This window comes from Vreelandella zhaodongensis (assembly GCF_013415115.1).
GTDB lineage: Bacteria > Pseudomonadota > Gammaproteobacteria > Pseudomonadales > Halomonadaceae > Vreelandella > Vreelandella zhaodongensis.
In genome coordinates this window covers 302,575-319,076 of the sequence record NZ_JACCDD010000001.1, presented here as the reverse complement: position 1 = coordinate 319,076, position 16,502 = coordinate 302,575, and the positions used below count along the sequence as shown (strand labels likewise).

At 52.6% G+C, this 16,502-nt stretch carries 14 protein-coding genes; 3 read left to right on the top strand and 11 right to left on the bottom strand.

Annotation, left to right across the window (positions count from 1 at the left end; translation table 11 throughout):
* Positions 1–70 precede the first annotated feature (70 nt).
* Positions 71–1,141, top strand: coding sequence for an agmatine deiminase family protein (locus HZS79_RS01380; RefSeq protein WP_179926869.1), 1,071 nt, complete (start codon positions 71–73; stop codon positions 1,139–1,141).
* A 9-nt stretch (positions 1,142–1,150) separates the two neighbouring features.
* Complete coding sequence (locus HZS79_RS01375) at positions 1,151–2,053, top strand: carbon-nitrogen hydrolase (protein ID WP_162217587.1); 903 nt, start codon at positions 1,151–1,153, stop codon at positions 2,051–2,053.
* 112 nt (positions 2,054–2,165) lie between these two features.
* Here the strand turns inward: HZS79_RS01375 and HZS79_RS01370 are convergent, their stop codons facing one another.
* The 4 genes from HZS79_RS01370 to HZS79_RS01355 all read right to left on the bottom strand — a co-directional run bounded on the left by HZS79_RS01370 (position 2,166) and on the right by HZS79_RS01355 (position 7,637).
* Positions 2,166–3,113 (bottom strand): Nudix family hydrolase, encoded by a 948-nt coding sequence (locus HZS79_RS01370; RefSeq protein WP_162217586.1) that lies wholly within the window; start codon positions 3,111–3,113, stop codon positions 2,166–2,168.
* An 89-nt stretch (positions 3,114–3,202) separates the two neighbouring features.
* Positions 3,203–4,432, bottom strand: a complete 1,230-nt coding sequence (gene argJ, locus HZS79_RS01365) for a bifunctional glutamate N-acetyltransferase/amino-acid acetyltransferase ArgJ (RefSeq protein ID WP_179926867.1) — start codon at positions 4,430–4,432, stop codon at positions 3,203–3,205.
* Positions 4,433–4,468: 36 nt separating this feature from the next.
* Entirely contained in the window at positions 4,469–7,201 is a 2,733-nt protein-coding gene (gene secA / locus HZS79_RS01360) for a preprotein translocase subunit SecA (RefSeq protein ID WP_162217584.1), read from the bottom strand.
* Between the two features lie 67 nt (positions 7,202–7,268).
* On the bottom strand, positions 7,269–7,637 hold the full coding sequence (locus tag HZS79_RS01355; RefSeq protein ID WP_162217583.1) for a hypothetical protein: 369 nt from the start codon (positions 7,635–7,637) through the stop codon (positions 7,269–7,271).
* 110 nt (positions 7,638–7,747) lie between these two features.
* On the opposite strand from HZS79_RS01355, the gene HZS79_RS01350 reads away from it, so the two are divergent.
* Positions 7,748–8,221 (top strand): DUF721 domain-containing protein, encoded by a 474-nt coding sequence (locus HZS79_RS01350; protein ID WP_162217582.1) that lies wholly within the window; start codon positions 7,748–7,750, stop codon positions 8,219–8,221.
* A 131-nt stretch (positions 8,222–8,352) separates the two neighbouring features.
* On the opposite strand, the gene lpxC is transcribed toward HZS79_RS01350, so the two are convergent.
* The 7 genes from lpxC to murG form a co-directional block, all read right to left on the bottom strand.
* The gene (gene lpxC / locus HZS79_RS01345) at positions 8,353–9,264 is read right to left on the bottom strand and encodes a UDP-3-O-acyl-N-acetylglucosamine deacetylase (protein WP_162217581.1); all 912 of its coding nucleotides are present in this window, start codon (positions 9,262–9,264) and stop codon (positions 8,353–8,355) included.
* Between the two features lie 161 nt (positions 9,265–9,425).
* The gene (gene ftsZ / locus HZS79_RS01340; protein WP_162217580.1) at positions 9,426–10,604 is read right to left on the bottom strand and encodes a cell division protein FtsZ; all 1,179 of its coding nucleotides are present in this window, start codon (positions 10,602–10,604) and stop codon (positions 9,426–9,428) included.
* Between the two features lie 34 nt (positions 10,605–10,638).
* Positions 10,639–11,928: a cell division protein FtsA gene (gene ftsA, locus HZS79_RS01335; protein WP_162217579.1), complete on the bottom strand. Its 1,290-nt coding sequence runs from the start codon at positions 11,926–11,928 to the stop codon at positions 10,639–10,641.
* Between the two features lie 319 nt (positions 11,929–12,247).
* Entirely contained in the window at positions 12,248–12,961 is a 714-nt protein-coding gene (locus HZS79_RS01330) for a cell division protein FtsQ/DivIB (protein ID WP_162217578.1), read from the bottom strand.
* Positions 12,962–12,985: 24 nt separating this feature from the next.
* Entirely contained in the window at positions 12,986–13,927 is a 942-nt protein-coding gene (locus HZS79_RS01325; RefSeq protein WP_162217577.1) for a D-alanine--D-alanine ligase, read from the bottom strand.
* Positions 13,924–15,336, bottom strand: coding sequence for a UDP-N-acetylmuramate--L-alanine ligase (gene murC / locus HZS79_RS01320; RefSeq protein WP_218927922.1), 1,413 nt, complete (start codon positions 15,334–15,336; stop codon positions 13,924–13,926). Before murC ends, HZS79_RS01325 begins: the two co-directional genes overlap by 4 nt.
* 53 nt (positions 15,337–15,389) lie before the next feature.
* The gene (gene murG, locus HZS79_RS01315; RefSeq protein WP_179926866.1) at positions 15,390–16,487 is read right to left on the bottom strand and encodes an undecaprenyldiphospho-muramoylpentapeptide beta-N-acetylglucosaminyltransferase; all 1,098 of its coding nucleotides are present in this window, start codon (positions 16,485–16,487) and stop codon (positions 15,390–15,392) included.
* Positions 16,488–16,502: the final 15 nt, after the last annotated feature.

Here is a 16,502-nt window from a genome sequence, read left to right as displayed (position 1 = left end):
GCTAGCGCCTAAATTGCGCCCGTTATCCTTGTCTTTAAGGCAAGCATTTTTTCGACTATCAAGAGCATCTGTGACGTTGACTAACAAGACTCACCGCTTATTGCCCGAATGGCATCCCCAGGATGGCCTGCAACTGACCTGGCCACGCGCCGACGGCGATTGGGCGCCTATGCTATCGCGTATTGAGGCGACGCTTGAGCAAATCGTGATCGCCACTGCACGCTACCAGCGGGTATTGATCAGCGCGCCCGACGAAGCGACGGTTATCCGTTTGGCTGCCACGTTTGAGGCAGCTGGTGTGCCCAAGCATCAGCTGCTGCTAATTGCCGCACCGACAGACGATACCTGGGCAAGAGACCATGGCCCAATCACCGTCATGGATGCGCATAACCAGCCTCTGATGCTGGACTACACGTTCACCGGCTGGGGTGGAAAATTTCCTGCCGCATATGACAACCAACTAACCCAGTGGCTAGCTGATGCTGGCGTATGGGCCTGCCCTGTTGTAAAGCGGGAGACGGTGCTCGAAGGCGGTGCCATCGAAACCGACGGTGAAGGCACGCTACTAACAACAGAAGCCTGCCTGCTGAATCCGAACCGTAATCCAACTCTCTCGCGAGCGGATATTGAAGCCTTGCTGGCAGACGACTTGGGCGTTGACCGCGTGTTATGGCTCGCGCACGGTCACTTAGAAGGTGACGATACCGACAGCCACATAGATACTCTCGCTCGCTTTTGTAACCCGTCCACCATTGCCTATGTCCGTTGCGATGATCCTAGTGATCCTCATTACCCCGCACTCAAAGCAATGGAGCAAGAGCTCAAGGCGTTTCGCCAGCGCAACGGCGAGCCTTATCGCCTGATTGCTCTGCCCTGGCCACACGCTTGTTTTGATCCAGAAGATGGCCATCGCCTGCCGGCGACCTACGCCAACTTTTTAGTTATTAATGGGGCAGTGCTGGTACCCACCTACGGAGACCCTGCCGATATGGCCGCCCTCAAGGCACTGGCCGAGGCATTCCCAGAACACGCGTTGATTCCGATTGAGTGTGTTAGCGTGATTCGTCAGCATGGCAGCCTTCACTGTTTAACCATGCAGTTACCGAAAGGCACGCTTGCCCCAGCGCTTACTGAATCCTAAGGAGCCATCATGTCACACACACTGACCGTCGGCGTTGTTCAGCAATCTGCGTGGCCAGATAAAGCACGTAGCCTCTCCGCCAGTGAATCAGGCATTCGCGATGCCGCCAGCCAAGGGGCACAGTTGGTGTTGCTTCAGGAGTTGCATGCCACTCACTACTTTTGCCAGTACGAAGACCCTGCGCTGTTTGATTTGGCTGAACCGCTAGACGGCCCCACTGGCCAACGCCTAGCCGAGCTGGCTAAGGAACTGGATATTGTACTGGTGGGGTCGCTGTTTGAAAAACGTGCTGCGGGGCTTTACCACAACACAGCCGTCGTTTATGACCGCGCAAAAGGGCGTGTTGGGCAGTACCGCAAAATGCACATCCCTGATGATCCGGCCTTTTACGAAAAGTTTTACTTTACCCCTGGCGATGCTGATGACGAACGCGGCCAAGGCTTCACGCCCATTGACACCTCTGTTGGGCGGTTAGGTGTCCTGGTTTGCTGGGATCAATGGTATCCGGAAGCGGCACGTTTAATGGCACTAAGTGGTGCGGAGCTCCTTCTCTATCCCACTGCCATCGGCTGGGACCCAAATGATGATGACGCTGAAAAAAACCGTCAGAAAGATGCTTGGACAATCATTCAGCGCTCCCATGGTATTGCCAACGGATTACCGGTACTGGTCGCCAACCGGGTTGGTTTTGAACCTGACCACTCTGGCGTAGGCGACGGTATTGCGTTTTGGGGTGGCAGCTTTGTATGCGGCCCCCAGGGGGAAATGCTGGCGCATGCAGGAGAGGAAACACAACAACTGGTGGTAAACGTCGATATGGCGCGCAGCGAGAACACCCGTCGCATGTGGCCCTACCTACGCGACCGAAGAATTGACGCCTACGGCGATTTAACCCGCCGTTATCGCGACTAACGCCGTGCCCCACTTAGCCATCAAATGAGCTAATAAAAAGCGCCTGCTTCAGCATTGAAACAGGCGCTTTCATTAGCATGGCAACATGAAATCCAGCAGATTGGTTTCCAGCTTATTTCCAGAAATCGCGGATCGATGCAATGCCTTGGGCCCCCACCGCACGAGCATGATTAGCGTCAAAGCGCGTCATACCGCCTAACGCAAAAACAGGCATACCTGCACGCTCGACTAGCTGCTGGAAGTCATGCCAACCCAGCGGCGCTACCTCAGGGTGAGATGGCGTCGTACGCAGTGGTGAGAGCGTTACAAAATCGCAGCCGAGCACGGCAGCTTGTGAAAGCTGCGCTTGGTCGTGCGTCGAGGCAGACAGCCACTTGTTTTCAGCGATGGGCCGACGATCAAGACTCATTAATCGCGCACTGGTCAGATGAATGCCATCAGCATCAACGGCATCCAGTAGCGACGGCTCACCGTTCAATAACAGTCGTGCGTCGTACTCGCGACAGAGTCGCAACGCACGCTCAGCCCGAGCAATGTAAGCCGCTTCATCAAGGCTTTTTGCGCGTAGCTGCACCAGCCGAATACCATCTTCAGATAACGCGCGCTCTAAAAGAGCCTCGAAACGCTCATCGTCTGCTTCTTCACCAGTGATCAAATAATCTGTTGGCAGCATGACCGCACGTAGAATAGGCAGATTAGCCGCTGGGAAGGGGTAATTTACCAATTCCTCCATAGGCACCCAGCGTACGGCTTGTCCTTCACGCCCAAACGGCTCGCCGGCAAATTCTTGCACCTGCCAGACATCCAGCAAGATGTGCTTATCCGGATATTCATGATGAACACGGATGAGCGGCCGAGCACGCACAATCTCAACACCTAACTCTTCATGAAGCTCACGCTTAAGCCCTTCGAGACCCGTTTCATAGGGTGCAAGCTTCCCCCCCGGAAACTCCCACAGGCCGCCGTGATCAACGTTGGAAGGTCGGCGCGCAATCAACACTTGCTTTTGATCGGCGCTGATCATAGCAGCCGCCGCGACATGAACTCGTCGTTTTACCATTACACTCATTACGTCTTAATCCACTCTGTGCGTGCCGTTTAAATGAAAGACGGCGCAGTATTGCTGCACTAGCACATCATTGCTGCCAGCTAGCTACGGTAATCCGCGTTGATAGTCACATAGTCATGGGATAGGTCCGAGGTCCACACAGTGGCACTCTCTTCACCACGACCCAAATTAATGCGGATGATGATCTCTTCCTGCGACATAACAGCACTGCCAGCTGCTTCTGTATAACTGTCGGCGCGCCCCCCCTTTTCAACCAGGCGGACGTCACCCAAATCAATGACCACGTGACTGACATCGAATGCCTCAACCGGCGCGCGCCCTACGGCGGCTAAAATACGCCCCCAGTTAGCATCGGAAGCGTATAGCGCGGTCTTCACCAACGGTGAGTGAGCAACGGTAAAGGCAACATCCAGGGCTTCCTGCCGAGTGGTCGCCTCATTTACTTGGAGTGTCACAAACTTAGTCGCCCCTTCTCCATCGCGGATAATAGATTGAGCAAGTTCGGTCATTACCCGCTGTAGCGCATTACGAAAAATGGCTATTTGCTCGTCACTTTCAATACGCGCACCAGTGCCCGTCGCCGCCAGCAAGCAAGCATCGTTGGTCGACGTATCGCTATCCACCGTAATGCAGTTAAAGGAGCGATCCACCGTTTCACGAAGTAAGCTCGCTAACAGCGGTTGGTCAATCGCCGCGTCGGTCACCACAAAGCCGAGCATGGTAGCCATATTAGGCTTGATCATGCCAGAGCCTTTGGTAATGCCGTTGATGGTCACCTGCTGGTCACCCACCGCGACAGTCACCGTTGCTCCTTTAGGGCGCGTATCAGTCGTCAGGATACCTTCTCCCGCCTGTTGCCAGGCTTGGCTAGTATCCGCTAAAGAGCCCAGCGCGTTGGGCACACCTGCCAGCAAGCGCGCCATAGGCAGCGGTTCTCCGATCACACCGGTCGAGAATGGCAGCACCTGGCTCTGTTTAACACCGACATGCTCAGCAAGCGCGGCACAGCTAGCATAGGCATCCTGTAAGCCTGTTTCACCAGTGCCCGCGTTGGCATTACCAGTATTAACTAACCAGTAGCGTGGAACGCGCCCAGTGCTTAAGCACTCCTCAAGGTGAGCCTTCGCGACGATTACTGGTGCTGCACAGAACGCATTACGAGTAAACACCCCCGCCACTGTGGACGTTTCAGGCAGCTCAATCACCACGACATCGCGACGATCCGGCTTCTTAATACCTGCCATTGCAGTGCCCAGGCGCACCCCGTTAAGGGGCGGCAATTCCGGAAAGAGCAGATTCCCCACCGCCATGTTTTTCTCCTATACGTTCAATAACACCGCGCGTGTTTAGCTTAGTTTGCCGCAGCACTGCTTATACTTCTTACCCGACCCGCAGGTGCACGGGTCGTTACGACCTACTTTTGGACCTTCACGACGCAGAGGCCGCCCGTCAGCGCCTGGCGCTTCCTTCGCACCATCACTGCCTTGGCCGCTTGGATCATCATGTCGACTATCAGCCATCGACTTTTCGCGTGCCAATTCTTCGCGACGTTTTTGCTCTAAGGCATCCACTTCCTCAGGCTTGCGCACCTGCACATGGCTAAGAATGCGTGTTACATCTGCTTTGATATTGGTCAACAAATTCTGGAACAGCTCAAATGACTCGCGCTTATATTCCTGCTTGGGGTTCTTCTGGGCATAGCCACGAAGATGGATCCCACGACGCAGATGATCCATCGATTGCAGATGCTCTTTCCAGCGTGTATCTAGCACCTGAAGCATTACCTGCTTCTCAAAGCGGCGAATCAATGCGGCTCCAGCAGCCTCAACTTTGGCTTCATACGCCTCACGATGCATCACTTGCAAGCGCTCACGCAGCTTTTCCTCACTGAAACGCTCATCCTCAGCTGACCACTGAACCACCGGAGCATCCAAGTTGAATTCGGTTTTTAGGTGCGCCTCCAGCCCTGGAAGATCCCACTGTTCTGCGAGGCTCTGAGGTGGTACAAAATCACTGATGGCATCTTCCATCACCTCTTCACGAATACCGATTACCGCATCAGAAACATCGTCTGCGCTAAGAATTTCATTACGCTGTTCGTAGATAACACGACGTTGATCATTAGCGACATCGTCGTACTCCAACAGCTGCTTGCGGATATCGAAGTTGCGCCCTTCTACTTTTTTCTGGGCTCGTTCAACCGCATTGGAAACCATCTTATGCTCAATCGCTTCGCCACGCTCTAGCCCAAGCGCCTGCATCAAACGTTTAACACGATCAGAGCCAAATAGCCGCATCAGGCTATCTTCTAACGAGAGGAAAAAACGCGTGGAGCCCGGGTCACCTTGACGGCCTGCGCGGCCGCGAAGCTGATTATCAATCCGGCGTGACTCGTGACGCTCCGAACCAATAACGTGCAGCCCCCCCGCCTCTAAAACACCATCGTGGCGCTTCTGCCACTCGGCTTTTAATGCATCAATTTGCGCCTGGGTGGGATTTTGCAGTTTAGCTGCCTCGGCTTCCCAGTTGCCGCCTAGCATAATGTCAGTACCACGCCCCGCCATATTGGTCGCAATGGTAATAGCACCAGGACGCCCCGCCTGAGCAATCACTTCAGCTTCACTTTGGTGCTGCTTGGCGTTTAGTACATTAAACGTTAGGCCCGCCTCGCGCATTAGGCGAGCAAGGTACTCGGATGTTTCTATCGATGCCGTGCCTACCAGTACAGGGCGCCCAGCTTCAGTTTCTGCTTTTACATCGTTAATAATCGCTTCGTACTTTTCTTCCGCACTGAGATAGACCAAATCATTCAGATCTTTACGGGCCAGCGAACGATTAGTCGGAATGACCACCACATCCAGGCCATAGATCTGACGAAACTCAAAGGCTTCTGTATCAGCAGTACCTGTCATGCCGGCCAGCTTTTCATAGAGGCGGAAGTAATTCTGGAAGGTGGTGGATGCTAACGTTTGGCTTTCCCGCTGAACCGTCACGCCTTCCTTGGCCTCAACCGCTTGGTGCAAGCCTTCAGACCAGCGACGGCCAGGCATAGAGCGCCCAGTATGTTCATCAACGATCACTACTTGGCCGTCAGATACAAGGTAATCAACGTCTAAATGATAGAGGTGCCGCGCACGCAATGCTGAGTGCATATGTTGCAATAAGTTAAGATTCTGCGCGGCATACAGCGACTCACCTTCCCCCAGAAGGCCCTCGGCACGCATTAGATCTTCAACTTTATTGTGGCCCTGCTCAGTAAGCTCTACCTGCTTTTGTTTTTCATCAAGGAGAAAGTCGCCTGTGACAGATGCCTCTTCGTCTTCCGAGACCTCGCCTTTTTCTAGCTGCTGGGCCAGCTGGTTCACAATGCCATAAAGATCGGTATTCTCATCCACCGCGCCAGATATAATCAGCGGTGTACGGGCTTCATCAATTAGTATTGAGTCAACCTCATCGACAATGGCGTAATAGAGACCGCGCTGCACTTTATCTTCAAGTGAGAACGCCATATTGTCGCGCAGGTAGTCAAAGCCAAACTCGTTATTTGTGCCGTAGGTAATGTCGCACTGATAGGCATGGCGTTTCTCTTCACCCGTTTGCCCAGCAAAAATAACGCCTACTGACAGACCAAGGAATTCATACAGCGGACGCATCCACTCAGCATCACGACGTGCCAAGTAATCGTTAACGGTGACGACGTGAACACCTTTACCTGGCAATGCATTCAAGTACACTGCCAAAGTAGCCACCAGGGTTTTACCCTCCCCAGTTTTCATTTCAGCAATGCGCCCACGATGCAAGGTAATGCCACCCACCATCTGCACATCGAAATGGCGCATTCCCATGACGCGCTTACTGGCCTCACGAACAACAGCAAAGGCTTCTGGCAACAAACTATCTAGCGTCGCCCCGTCCTCTAGCTGCTGGCGTAACAGCGCTGTTTTTCCCTGCAGATCAGTATCACTCAACCCTTCTAACGATGACTCTAGTGCGTTAACGCTGAGTACATTTTTTTGCATGCGCTTAACATCGCGATCATTCTTAGAGCCAACCACTTTGCGTAACAAATTATTAATCATGAAAGTTCCAGATCTTCACGAGCGCCATCTAGGTGCGCCCTGTATATAAGGCGAATAAAAGTTGAACTTAACGAATCGGCCGCAAAACAGGTGGACCACGTGGCGCATGCATATCAATCGTGGTCATTAAACGCAGCGTAATGAAGGGAAAATAACCAGAACCAGATGAAACGGCAGGAAGCTGACTCACCTGGGTTTGCACCCACTGGCGCATCGCTCGGCGCTTTTTTGCAATCCATTGAGATTGAGCGCGTAATATCGCGGGCACCCAAAAACAGATAATGACGCTGCGCTCGCCGCCTCGAAGCGCATCTAAAGGATGTAAGCTGGCGGGCAACAAACAGCCCACCAACAGGCTTGCCAGCCACCAACGCGCTAGGCCATGGCGACGATGGCGCCTCGGCGAAGCAGACAAAACATCTAACGTTGATGACATACTGTGGGCTGGCTCCTGAGCGTGTTAGGCTCTTCTTAGGTGGCAACAACGAGATAGAATTCTTCTGTTCGCCATTACGACGTTTATCAGGTATCTCGGAATTTAGGCATATGAGTATAAAGGTTAAGCGTTCGCGCGCACAGCCCATCACCCAACTGCTATCTAAGTCTAGCGACGTTGGACAGCTTATGCGCCTTTCCCGCTTGATTGACCATGCGCAGCGGCACTTACGCGCTCACCTTCCAGAGGAAATGCGCGAGCATATCTTCGTAGGCGGGTTTCGCGACGGTCGCTTGACGCTTATTAGTGGTCAGGCAAGCTGGTTAACATGGCTTCGCTACGAGCAGCCCCGATTAATCACGCTACTCCACCAGCTACCTGGCTTTGAGAGTGTCACTGGCTTTACACTTAAGGTGCGTCCAGTGCGACCGATAGAAAGCCCCAAACGTTATACGCGAACACTATCTGAAGGGGCAGCAAAAACCTTAACCGAATGCGCAAAGGACACCGATGACCCTGCACTTAAAGGCGCCTTAGAGCGCTTGGCCTCCCATGCCCCGCTGCGTAACGGACATGAACAATAAAGGTTGCCATAAAACGCATAAAGCATCGCTTAAGCGATGCTTTATAGATGGGGCGCGAATTCGTTTTTTCAACCAATATTCTAGTAAGTTGCCTATACGCTTTAACACACCCTTTCTTTACGCCATATTTTTTATGCCATAGCGGGTGCAGCGTAAGAAATAGGCGCGATCGCCTTCTCATCTTCGTACGTCACAATTTCGTAAGCATCGGGATGAGCCATAAGCTCACGACATAGCAGGTTATTCAGCGCGTGGCCGGATTTAACACCACGAAATTCGCCAATCAAGCTATGGCCCAGCTGATATAGATCACCGATAGCATCGAGAACTTTGTGCTTCACAAACTCATCGTCGTAACGCAGACCACCTTCGTTCACGATGCGATAGTCGTCTAGCACAATTGCATTATCCAGGCTTCCACCTAATGCAAGATTGTTGGAACGCAAGGATTCCAGATCACGCATAAAGCCAAAGGTACGCGCCCTGGAGACCTCTTTAACAAAAGACGTTGTCGAGAAATCAATCAATGCCGTTTGCTTTTGTTGCTCAAAAACGGGGTGGTCAAAATCTATCTTGAAAGAGACTTTAAACCCTTGATGCGGTAAGAACACGGCTTCTTTATCGCCATCACTCACCGTAATACGGCGCTTAATTCGGATAAACTTCTTAGCAGCATCCTGCTCGAGAATACCCGCCGATTGAATTAAAAATACAAAAGGGCTGGCACTACCATCCATGATAGGTACTTCAGGCGCACTGACATCGACATACGCATTGTCGATACCTAGCCCTGCAAACGCCGACATCAAATGCTCAACCGTTGCCACTTTCACACCTTGGTATGAAAGTGCAGTGCAAAGCATCGTATCTTCTACTAGCTCGGCACGGGCGGGAACATGCACCACAGGATCCAGGTCGGTTCTAACAAACACGATACCCGTATTAGCTGGCGCCGGACGCAACGCTAAATGGACTTTCTTACCAGAGTGCAGACCCACTCCAGTGGCGCGAATGACGTTTTGTAATGTACGTTGTCTGATCATAAGCAGTGGTCGAACTCTAATGACGGCGGTTACCGGCAGGGGAGCCGACTAATACCGCGAGGGGATGAAGGTTATCAAACAGTGTTCACTTTAACAGCAAACGATCGTTTTAACCAACAAAACTATCGTTTGCTGTCTCGGGGAACTTTCCAGCAGCACCGTTAATCCGCTTGACGGCGCAAAAATGCAGGAATATCTAGATAGTCATCAGCCTCTGGTGTGCGGCGTTTTTCAGGGCGCGGTTTGGTTGCGGGCTCAGGTGCTTCAGCGCGAGCCGTAGCTTGCTGACGCATTACCGTGGGCTGCTGCAGCTTGCGGTAATCTGAAGAAGAGTCCGTAGCAGAACGACGAACCGGCTCACGCGCCGCTACTTTCCCTTTATTTCCATCTAGTCCGGCTGCCACCACAGTGACGCGCAGCTCATCGGTCATTTCCATGTCAATAGAGGTACCCACGACAATCGTTGCTTCCTGAGAGGCGAACTCTTGAACGGTGGCACCCACATCATTGAACTCACCAATGGATAGGTCGGGACCTGCTGTAATATTAACCAAAATGCCGCGCGCGCCATGTAGATCGATATCTTCAAGCAACGGACTGCGAATGGCTTTTTCAGCTGCTTCCCTAGCGCGATTTTCACCGGTGGCCCCACCAGTGCCCATCATCGCCATACCCATCTCTGACATCACCGTACGCACGTCAGCGAAGTCGACGTTGATAATACCAGGGCTCGTTATCAGCTCTGCAATCCCCTGAACTGCGCCTAGCAACACATCGTTCGCAGCACTAAAGGCGGTTAACAACGTGGCATTTTTGCCAAGCACAGAGAGCAGCTTTTCGTTTGGAATCGTGATCAGCGAGTCAACATGCTCAGAGAGTTCTTTCATCCCCTCCTCTGCTGCGCGCATGCGCTTCGGGCCTTCAAACGGGAAGGGACGCGTAACAACAGCAACCGTCAAGATCCCCAGCTCTTTGGCGACTTGAGCAACAACCGGAGCACCCCCCGTTCCTGTGCCACCACCCATGCCAGCAGTGATAAACACCATGTCCGCACCATTCAAAAGCTCAGCGATGCGATCACGGTCTTCCATCGCGGCTTGGCGACCTACTTCAGGGTTGGCACCAGCCCCCAGCCCCTTAGTGATCTCCCCGCCAAGCTGTAAAACAGTTTTTGCGGATACGCGCTTCAGCGCCTGAGCGTCAGTGTTAGCGCAAATGAATTCGACGCCTTCGATGTTGCTTTCAACCATATGGTTAACAGCATTACCGCCGCCACCGCCAACACCAACTACTTTGATGACCGCACTGCTCGAGGGTGCGTTATCTACCAATTCGAACATAAGCCCCGTCTCCTGAACCGCGCTTGCGGCCCTGTCAGAAATTTCCTTTGAACCAGCCTTTGATTTTCGCCAGCGCCGAATAGCCTTCCTTGATATCACGCCGGGCTAATTCACTGCGCTCTTTGTGAGCGGCAACAATTCCCCCGTGGCTCTCTGAGCCTTGCCCATGTCGCGCTTCCTGCAATGCGTAATGCAGTAAACCTACGCCCGTCGCATAAATAGGATTGCGCACCACATCCGCCAAACCTCTGACATTTTGTGGGCAAGCAATGCGAACCGGCATATGGAAAATTTCCTCTGCCAATTCACTCACGCCTTCCATACGCGACGTGCCACCGGTTAGCACAACACCAGCAGCCACCATATCTTCATAGCCACTACGGCGTAATTCATCTCTCACCAGCGTAAAGAGTTCTTCGTAACGCGGCTCAACCACCTCAGCAAGTGCCTGACGAGATAAGTCGCGTGCCGGACGATCCCCTACACTGGGAACTTTGATCATTTCATCACTTGCAGCAAGTTGTGTTAGTGCGCAAGCGTACTTTACTTTTATTTCTTCAGCATGCTGCGTCGGTGTACGCAATGCCATCGCTATATCATTGGTCACTTGGTCACCGGCGATCGGGATAACGGCAGTGTGGCGAATGGCACCTTCCGTAAAAATGGCCATATCCGTCGTACCACCACCGATATCTACCATGCACACGCCTAATTCACGCTCATCTTCGGTGAGCACCGCCATACTGGAGGCCAATTGCTCAAGAATAATAGCATCAACATCCAAACCACAACGTCGTACACACTTCTCAATATTTTGCACGGCATTCATAGCAGCCGTCACTAGGTGTACTTGCGCCTCTAGTCTGACGCCCGACATACCTAATGGCTCACGGATACCACCTTGAGCATCAATAGAGAACTCTTGGGGCAGTACATGTAATACGCGCTGCCCTTCAGAAATTGCACGTGCACGCGCAGAATCAATGACGCGATCAATATCGGAAGGCGTAACCTCTCGCTCTTTAATGGCCACAACGCCATCTGAGTTCATTGAGCTAATATGGCTACCCGCAACGCCTACATAAACCGAATGAATCTCACACCCAGCCATTAACTCAGCTTCTTCAACCGCGCGCTGAATGGACTGAACTGTCGATTCAATATTAATCACAACGCCACGCTTCATGCCGCGTGATGGATGGGAGCCAATACCCGCAATTTCAATCCCGCCATCATCGGTGGGTTGACCGACTATCGCGACGACCTTGGACGTTCCAATATCCAGCCCGACAACCATATTGGATGCGTTGGGTGAGCCTGCCATGAGTCGGGTAATCTCCTTGAAAAACTTTTAAAAGACATTTGTTAGTAAAAGCCATGCCAAATTGTTAAAACGACGATATAGTATCTAACCGAATTAACATTAACACTTGCCGTAAAAGTCACGCTAACCGTCGACAGGGCTTTATAAAAAAATCATAACAAAACAGCGATTACATCATAGTATAGAAACAATACTCGCAATACGACTAGTAAGTATCCACGATAATGGCCTTTACGCGCAATTTAAACCCTATCGATGGCTTTTCAGCGTTGGCAATCGCTTACATTTACCTACTTTTTGCACATTGTAAGCTGCCAGGCTACTCCTGCCCTTCTGCAAAGTCGCTCTCACCATGCCAAGCAACCGCCACTCCGTTAGGGTAACGCAGGTCGATATAGCGAATATGCTCGCTCAGGCTAGCTAGCTCACGCTGCCAGGAAGCAGATAAGCGCGCTAAGCGAATATCATGCTGACGCCGACCAAGCATCACCCAAGCACCGCTGTTAAGCTGAAACCGCCATGCACCACGAGGTTCTAAACGTAGCTGGGAAAGTGACAACGACAAGCCCTGAAAATGCGGGGTGAGGCGATGATAATACATTAACACCTCTTCACTACTACCTACGGGGCCAGCCAGATCCGGCAAGCCTGTTGGCACTGCTAATGGCGCAAACGCAAATGGCTCACCGTGTGGGTTAAGCAGAAAATCATCATTCCAGCGAGCAACCGGCGTCTGCTCAACCAGCTCAAAGACAAGCGCATTAGGCCACTCCCTTGAAATACGAACCTCATGCAGCCAACCAATGTTCAGTGCACGGCGACGCAACTCTCCCAGGTCTGCCGAAAGCCATGTCGCATCTTGAACCAGCGGTGCGAGTTGTGTGCGCAGGTAATCGGCGCTCACGTACTCCCAATCCCCTCGGATAGACACGCGCTCAATGGGGCGATCCAGCCATAACCAGAGGGCGCGACCACCAGCACCTAAAAGCAGCGCCAGTAACAAAACCCCTAACCATGCATTGCGCTTTTTCATAAAACACTCATTAGCAGGGACTTGTCATGCAGCATTCTGCTTATTGGCAGTTTGCAGTATCCGCATGACGAGTTGATCGAAATCAATCCCAGCGAAAGCTGCCGCTTGAGGCACGAGACTGTGATCTGTCATACCTGGCACTGTATTGACCTCAATTAGCCAAAACTTACCGTCAGCATCACGCATCACGTCAATACGCCCCCAGCCCTCGCCACCCACGGCAGCAAAAGCCTGCTTGCATAGTGTTGCCAGGAACTGCTCATCATCGGCAGACAAACCGCTAGGGAGGTGATACTGGGTCGTGTTGGTAATGTATTTTGCTTCGTAATCATAAAAACCGCCCGGTACTTCAACGCGAATAGCGGGCAACACATCATTATCGAGTAGCGCAACCGTGTACTCGTCCCCAACAACAAAACGCTCAGCCATTACACGAGCATCATATTGGGATGCTTCTTGGTAAGCAGCTTCTAGTGCTTCTTGGCTTTTAACGATACTGATACCCAGCGTAGAGCCTTCGTGCACGGGCTTAACCATCATCGGTAGACCCAACTGTGCCACCACAGCCGACCAGTCTGACGTATCACTCAGCATAACGCTTTCAGGAGTTGGCAACCCAACGGCTTGCCAAACCTGCTTGGTACGCTGCTTGTCCATTCCCAGCGCTGATGCCAATACGCCGCTACCAGTGTAAGGCAGCCCTAAAAGCTCCAGCGCCCCCTGCAAAGTACCATCTTCACCACCGCGGCCGTGAAGTGCGACAAAAACTGTCGTTGGCGCAAGACGCTCGAGCCCTATCAACCCATCTTCTTTAGGGTCATAGCCGACCGCTTCCACCCCTTGGCGTTTGAGTGCCGCCAGAATAGCCGCGCCACTTTTAAGTGACACCTCACGCTCGGCTGACATCCCACCATAAACAACGACCACACGCGCCAAGCGTTCTACTTGAGAGACTGTTGCACTCATAGCTCTACCTTATCTAGCGCTAACTTAGCTTGAGCAAAACGCAGTGAAATACCACCCACGTCACCAGCGCCCTGGGTTATGAAAATATCACCAGGGCGTAGCACTTTGCTTAATAGAGAGGGTAACTCCTGCTTGTGCTCAACAAACAGCGGATCAACCTCACCTCGTTGCCGAATAGATCCTGCCAGCGTACGGCCTTCCGCCCCAGGAATCACGGCTTCCCCTGCGCTATACACATCCAACAGCACTAACGTATCCACTTGAGAAAGAACGCGGACAAAGTCTTCATAAAGGTCACGTGTTCGGCTATACCGATGCGGCTGGTAAAGCATCACGATGCGGCGCTCTGGCCAGCCCGCACGCACCGCCTGAATCACCATATCGACTTCACGAGGGTGGTGGCCATAATCGTCCACCAACATAATCTCACCGTCCGCATTGGGCGCACTGAAGTGACCATGCACTTGAAAGCGACGGCCGACCCCTGCAAAGCTGGCTAAGCCTCGTAAAATGGCCTCATCACTTACGCCCGCATCTGTCGCCACAACAATGGCTGCCATCGCATTTAAGGCATTGTGCCGACCAGGCATGGCCAACCGAATCGCTAACGGTGCAGCTCCTCCAGGGCGCATTGCTGTGAAAGAGACTTCTCCGCCCTGCTGGGTAAAATCAACAATGCGATAGTCAGCATCTTCATCGAAGCCATACGTTACAAACTGGCGTTTCACCTGATCAAGAAGCGTGCGGATGTTTGCATCATCAACACACAGCACCGCCATGCCGTAAAAAGGCAAGTTGTGTAGAAACTCTATAAAGGTACTTTTGAGACGCTCAAAATCCCCTCCATAGGTCGCCATGTGATCGGCATCAATATTCGTGACGATGGAGACCATTGGCTGAAGATGAAGAAATGAAGCATCAGACTCATCAGCCTCAGCGACTAAATAGTCGCCTTCACCCAGGCGTGCATTCGCACCCGCACTGGTGAGTTTGCCACCAATGACAAACGTCGGGTCTAGCCCTCCTTCCGCCAGCAGTGTCGCCGTTAAACTCGTTGTAGTTGTCTTGCCATGAGTCCCTGCCACTGCGATACCGTGGCGAAAGCGCATTAACTCGGCCAACATTTCAGCGCGCCTTACGACAGGCACGCGATGTTCATGGGCCCAGCGAATTTCAGGATTCGTATTATCGATTGCGCTTGAAACAACGACAACGTCAGCACCTGCAACATTGGCTTCGGCATGACCTATCGCAACCTCTACACCGCACTGACGCAGACGCTCAATGACATTCGAAACCTTCATATCACTACCGCTAACGTTGTAGCCCTGGTTAGCTAACACCTCAGCGATTCCGCACATCCCTGCGCCGCCGATACCCACAAAGTGCAGCCGCTTGATACGCCGCATACCTGGGCCACTCGGGCGAATTTCCTGGTGTGGGGTGTGATTGATTGAATCGGTCACGCAGTCTCTCCTTGTTTCACCAACGCCAGGCATCCATCTGTTAGCCGCTCTGTCGCCTCTAAGTAGGCGGCTTGACGCGCCTTAGAAGCCATCTCAGCCAGTACCTCTGGATTCAGTAACTCATTTAAATAATGCGTTAATTGCTCAACGGTGAGCGCTGATTGCACAACGCAAATCGCTGCACCTGCTTTCACTAATACGTCAGCATTGACGCGCTGATGATCATCGACAGCAAACGGAAATGGCACCAAAAGAGCGGGCTTGGCCGCTGCGGCCAGCTCTGCCACGGTTAATGCGCCTGCGCGACAAACAACTAAGTCCGCCCAACCATAAGCAGCCGCCATGTCATCAATAAAAGGGCTTACGTCAGCAACAATGCCATGTTCAACGTAAGCCTGAGCCGTTGAAATCTCTCGATCTCTGCCTGCCTGATGGCGCACGTCCGGGCGGCGCTCTGGGGGCAACGCTGCTAACGCTGGCGGTAACCGCTCATTAAGCGCTACCGCACCTAGGGAGCCGCCCACTACCAGTAAACGCAGCGGTCGAGAAGAAAGCGCAGAAACAGTTCGCGGATGCTTCCCCAGCTCGGCAATATCATCCCTCACAGGATTACCAATCACATCAGCCTTATCACCCAGGGCGCCTGAAAAAGCCGCATAGGAGCGAGTCGCCAAGCGAGAAAGCACTTTATTCGTCAGCCCAGCGACAGCGTTCTGCTCATGAATCACCAGCGGCACTCTAGACAACCATGCTGCCAGCCCACCAGGGCCACTCGCAAAGCCCCCCATTCCAACCACCACATGGGGCTTAAAGCGACGAATAACTGTACGCGCTTGTAACACTGCCTGGGATAGGTTCAGAGGTGCTTTTAACCACCCCACCGCCCCTTTTCCGCGCAGGCCGCTAATATTAATGGTATGGAGCTTTATACCAGCGTCTGGAACCAGACGGTTCTCAATTCCCCGCGGGCTTCCAAGCCACTCAACATCAACATTTTGTGACTTGAGCGAACGCGCTAGTGAAAGTGCCGGAATAACATGTCCTCCGGTACCTCCCGCCATAATTAAAATGCGTCGACGTGCATTCGTCGTCACAAACCACTCCTTAAA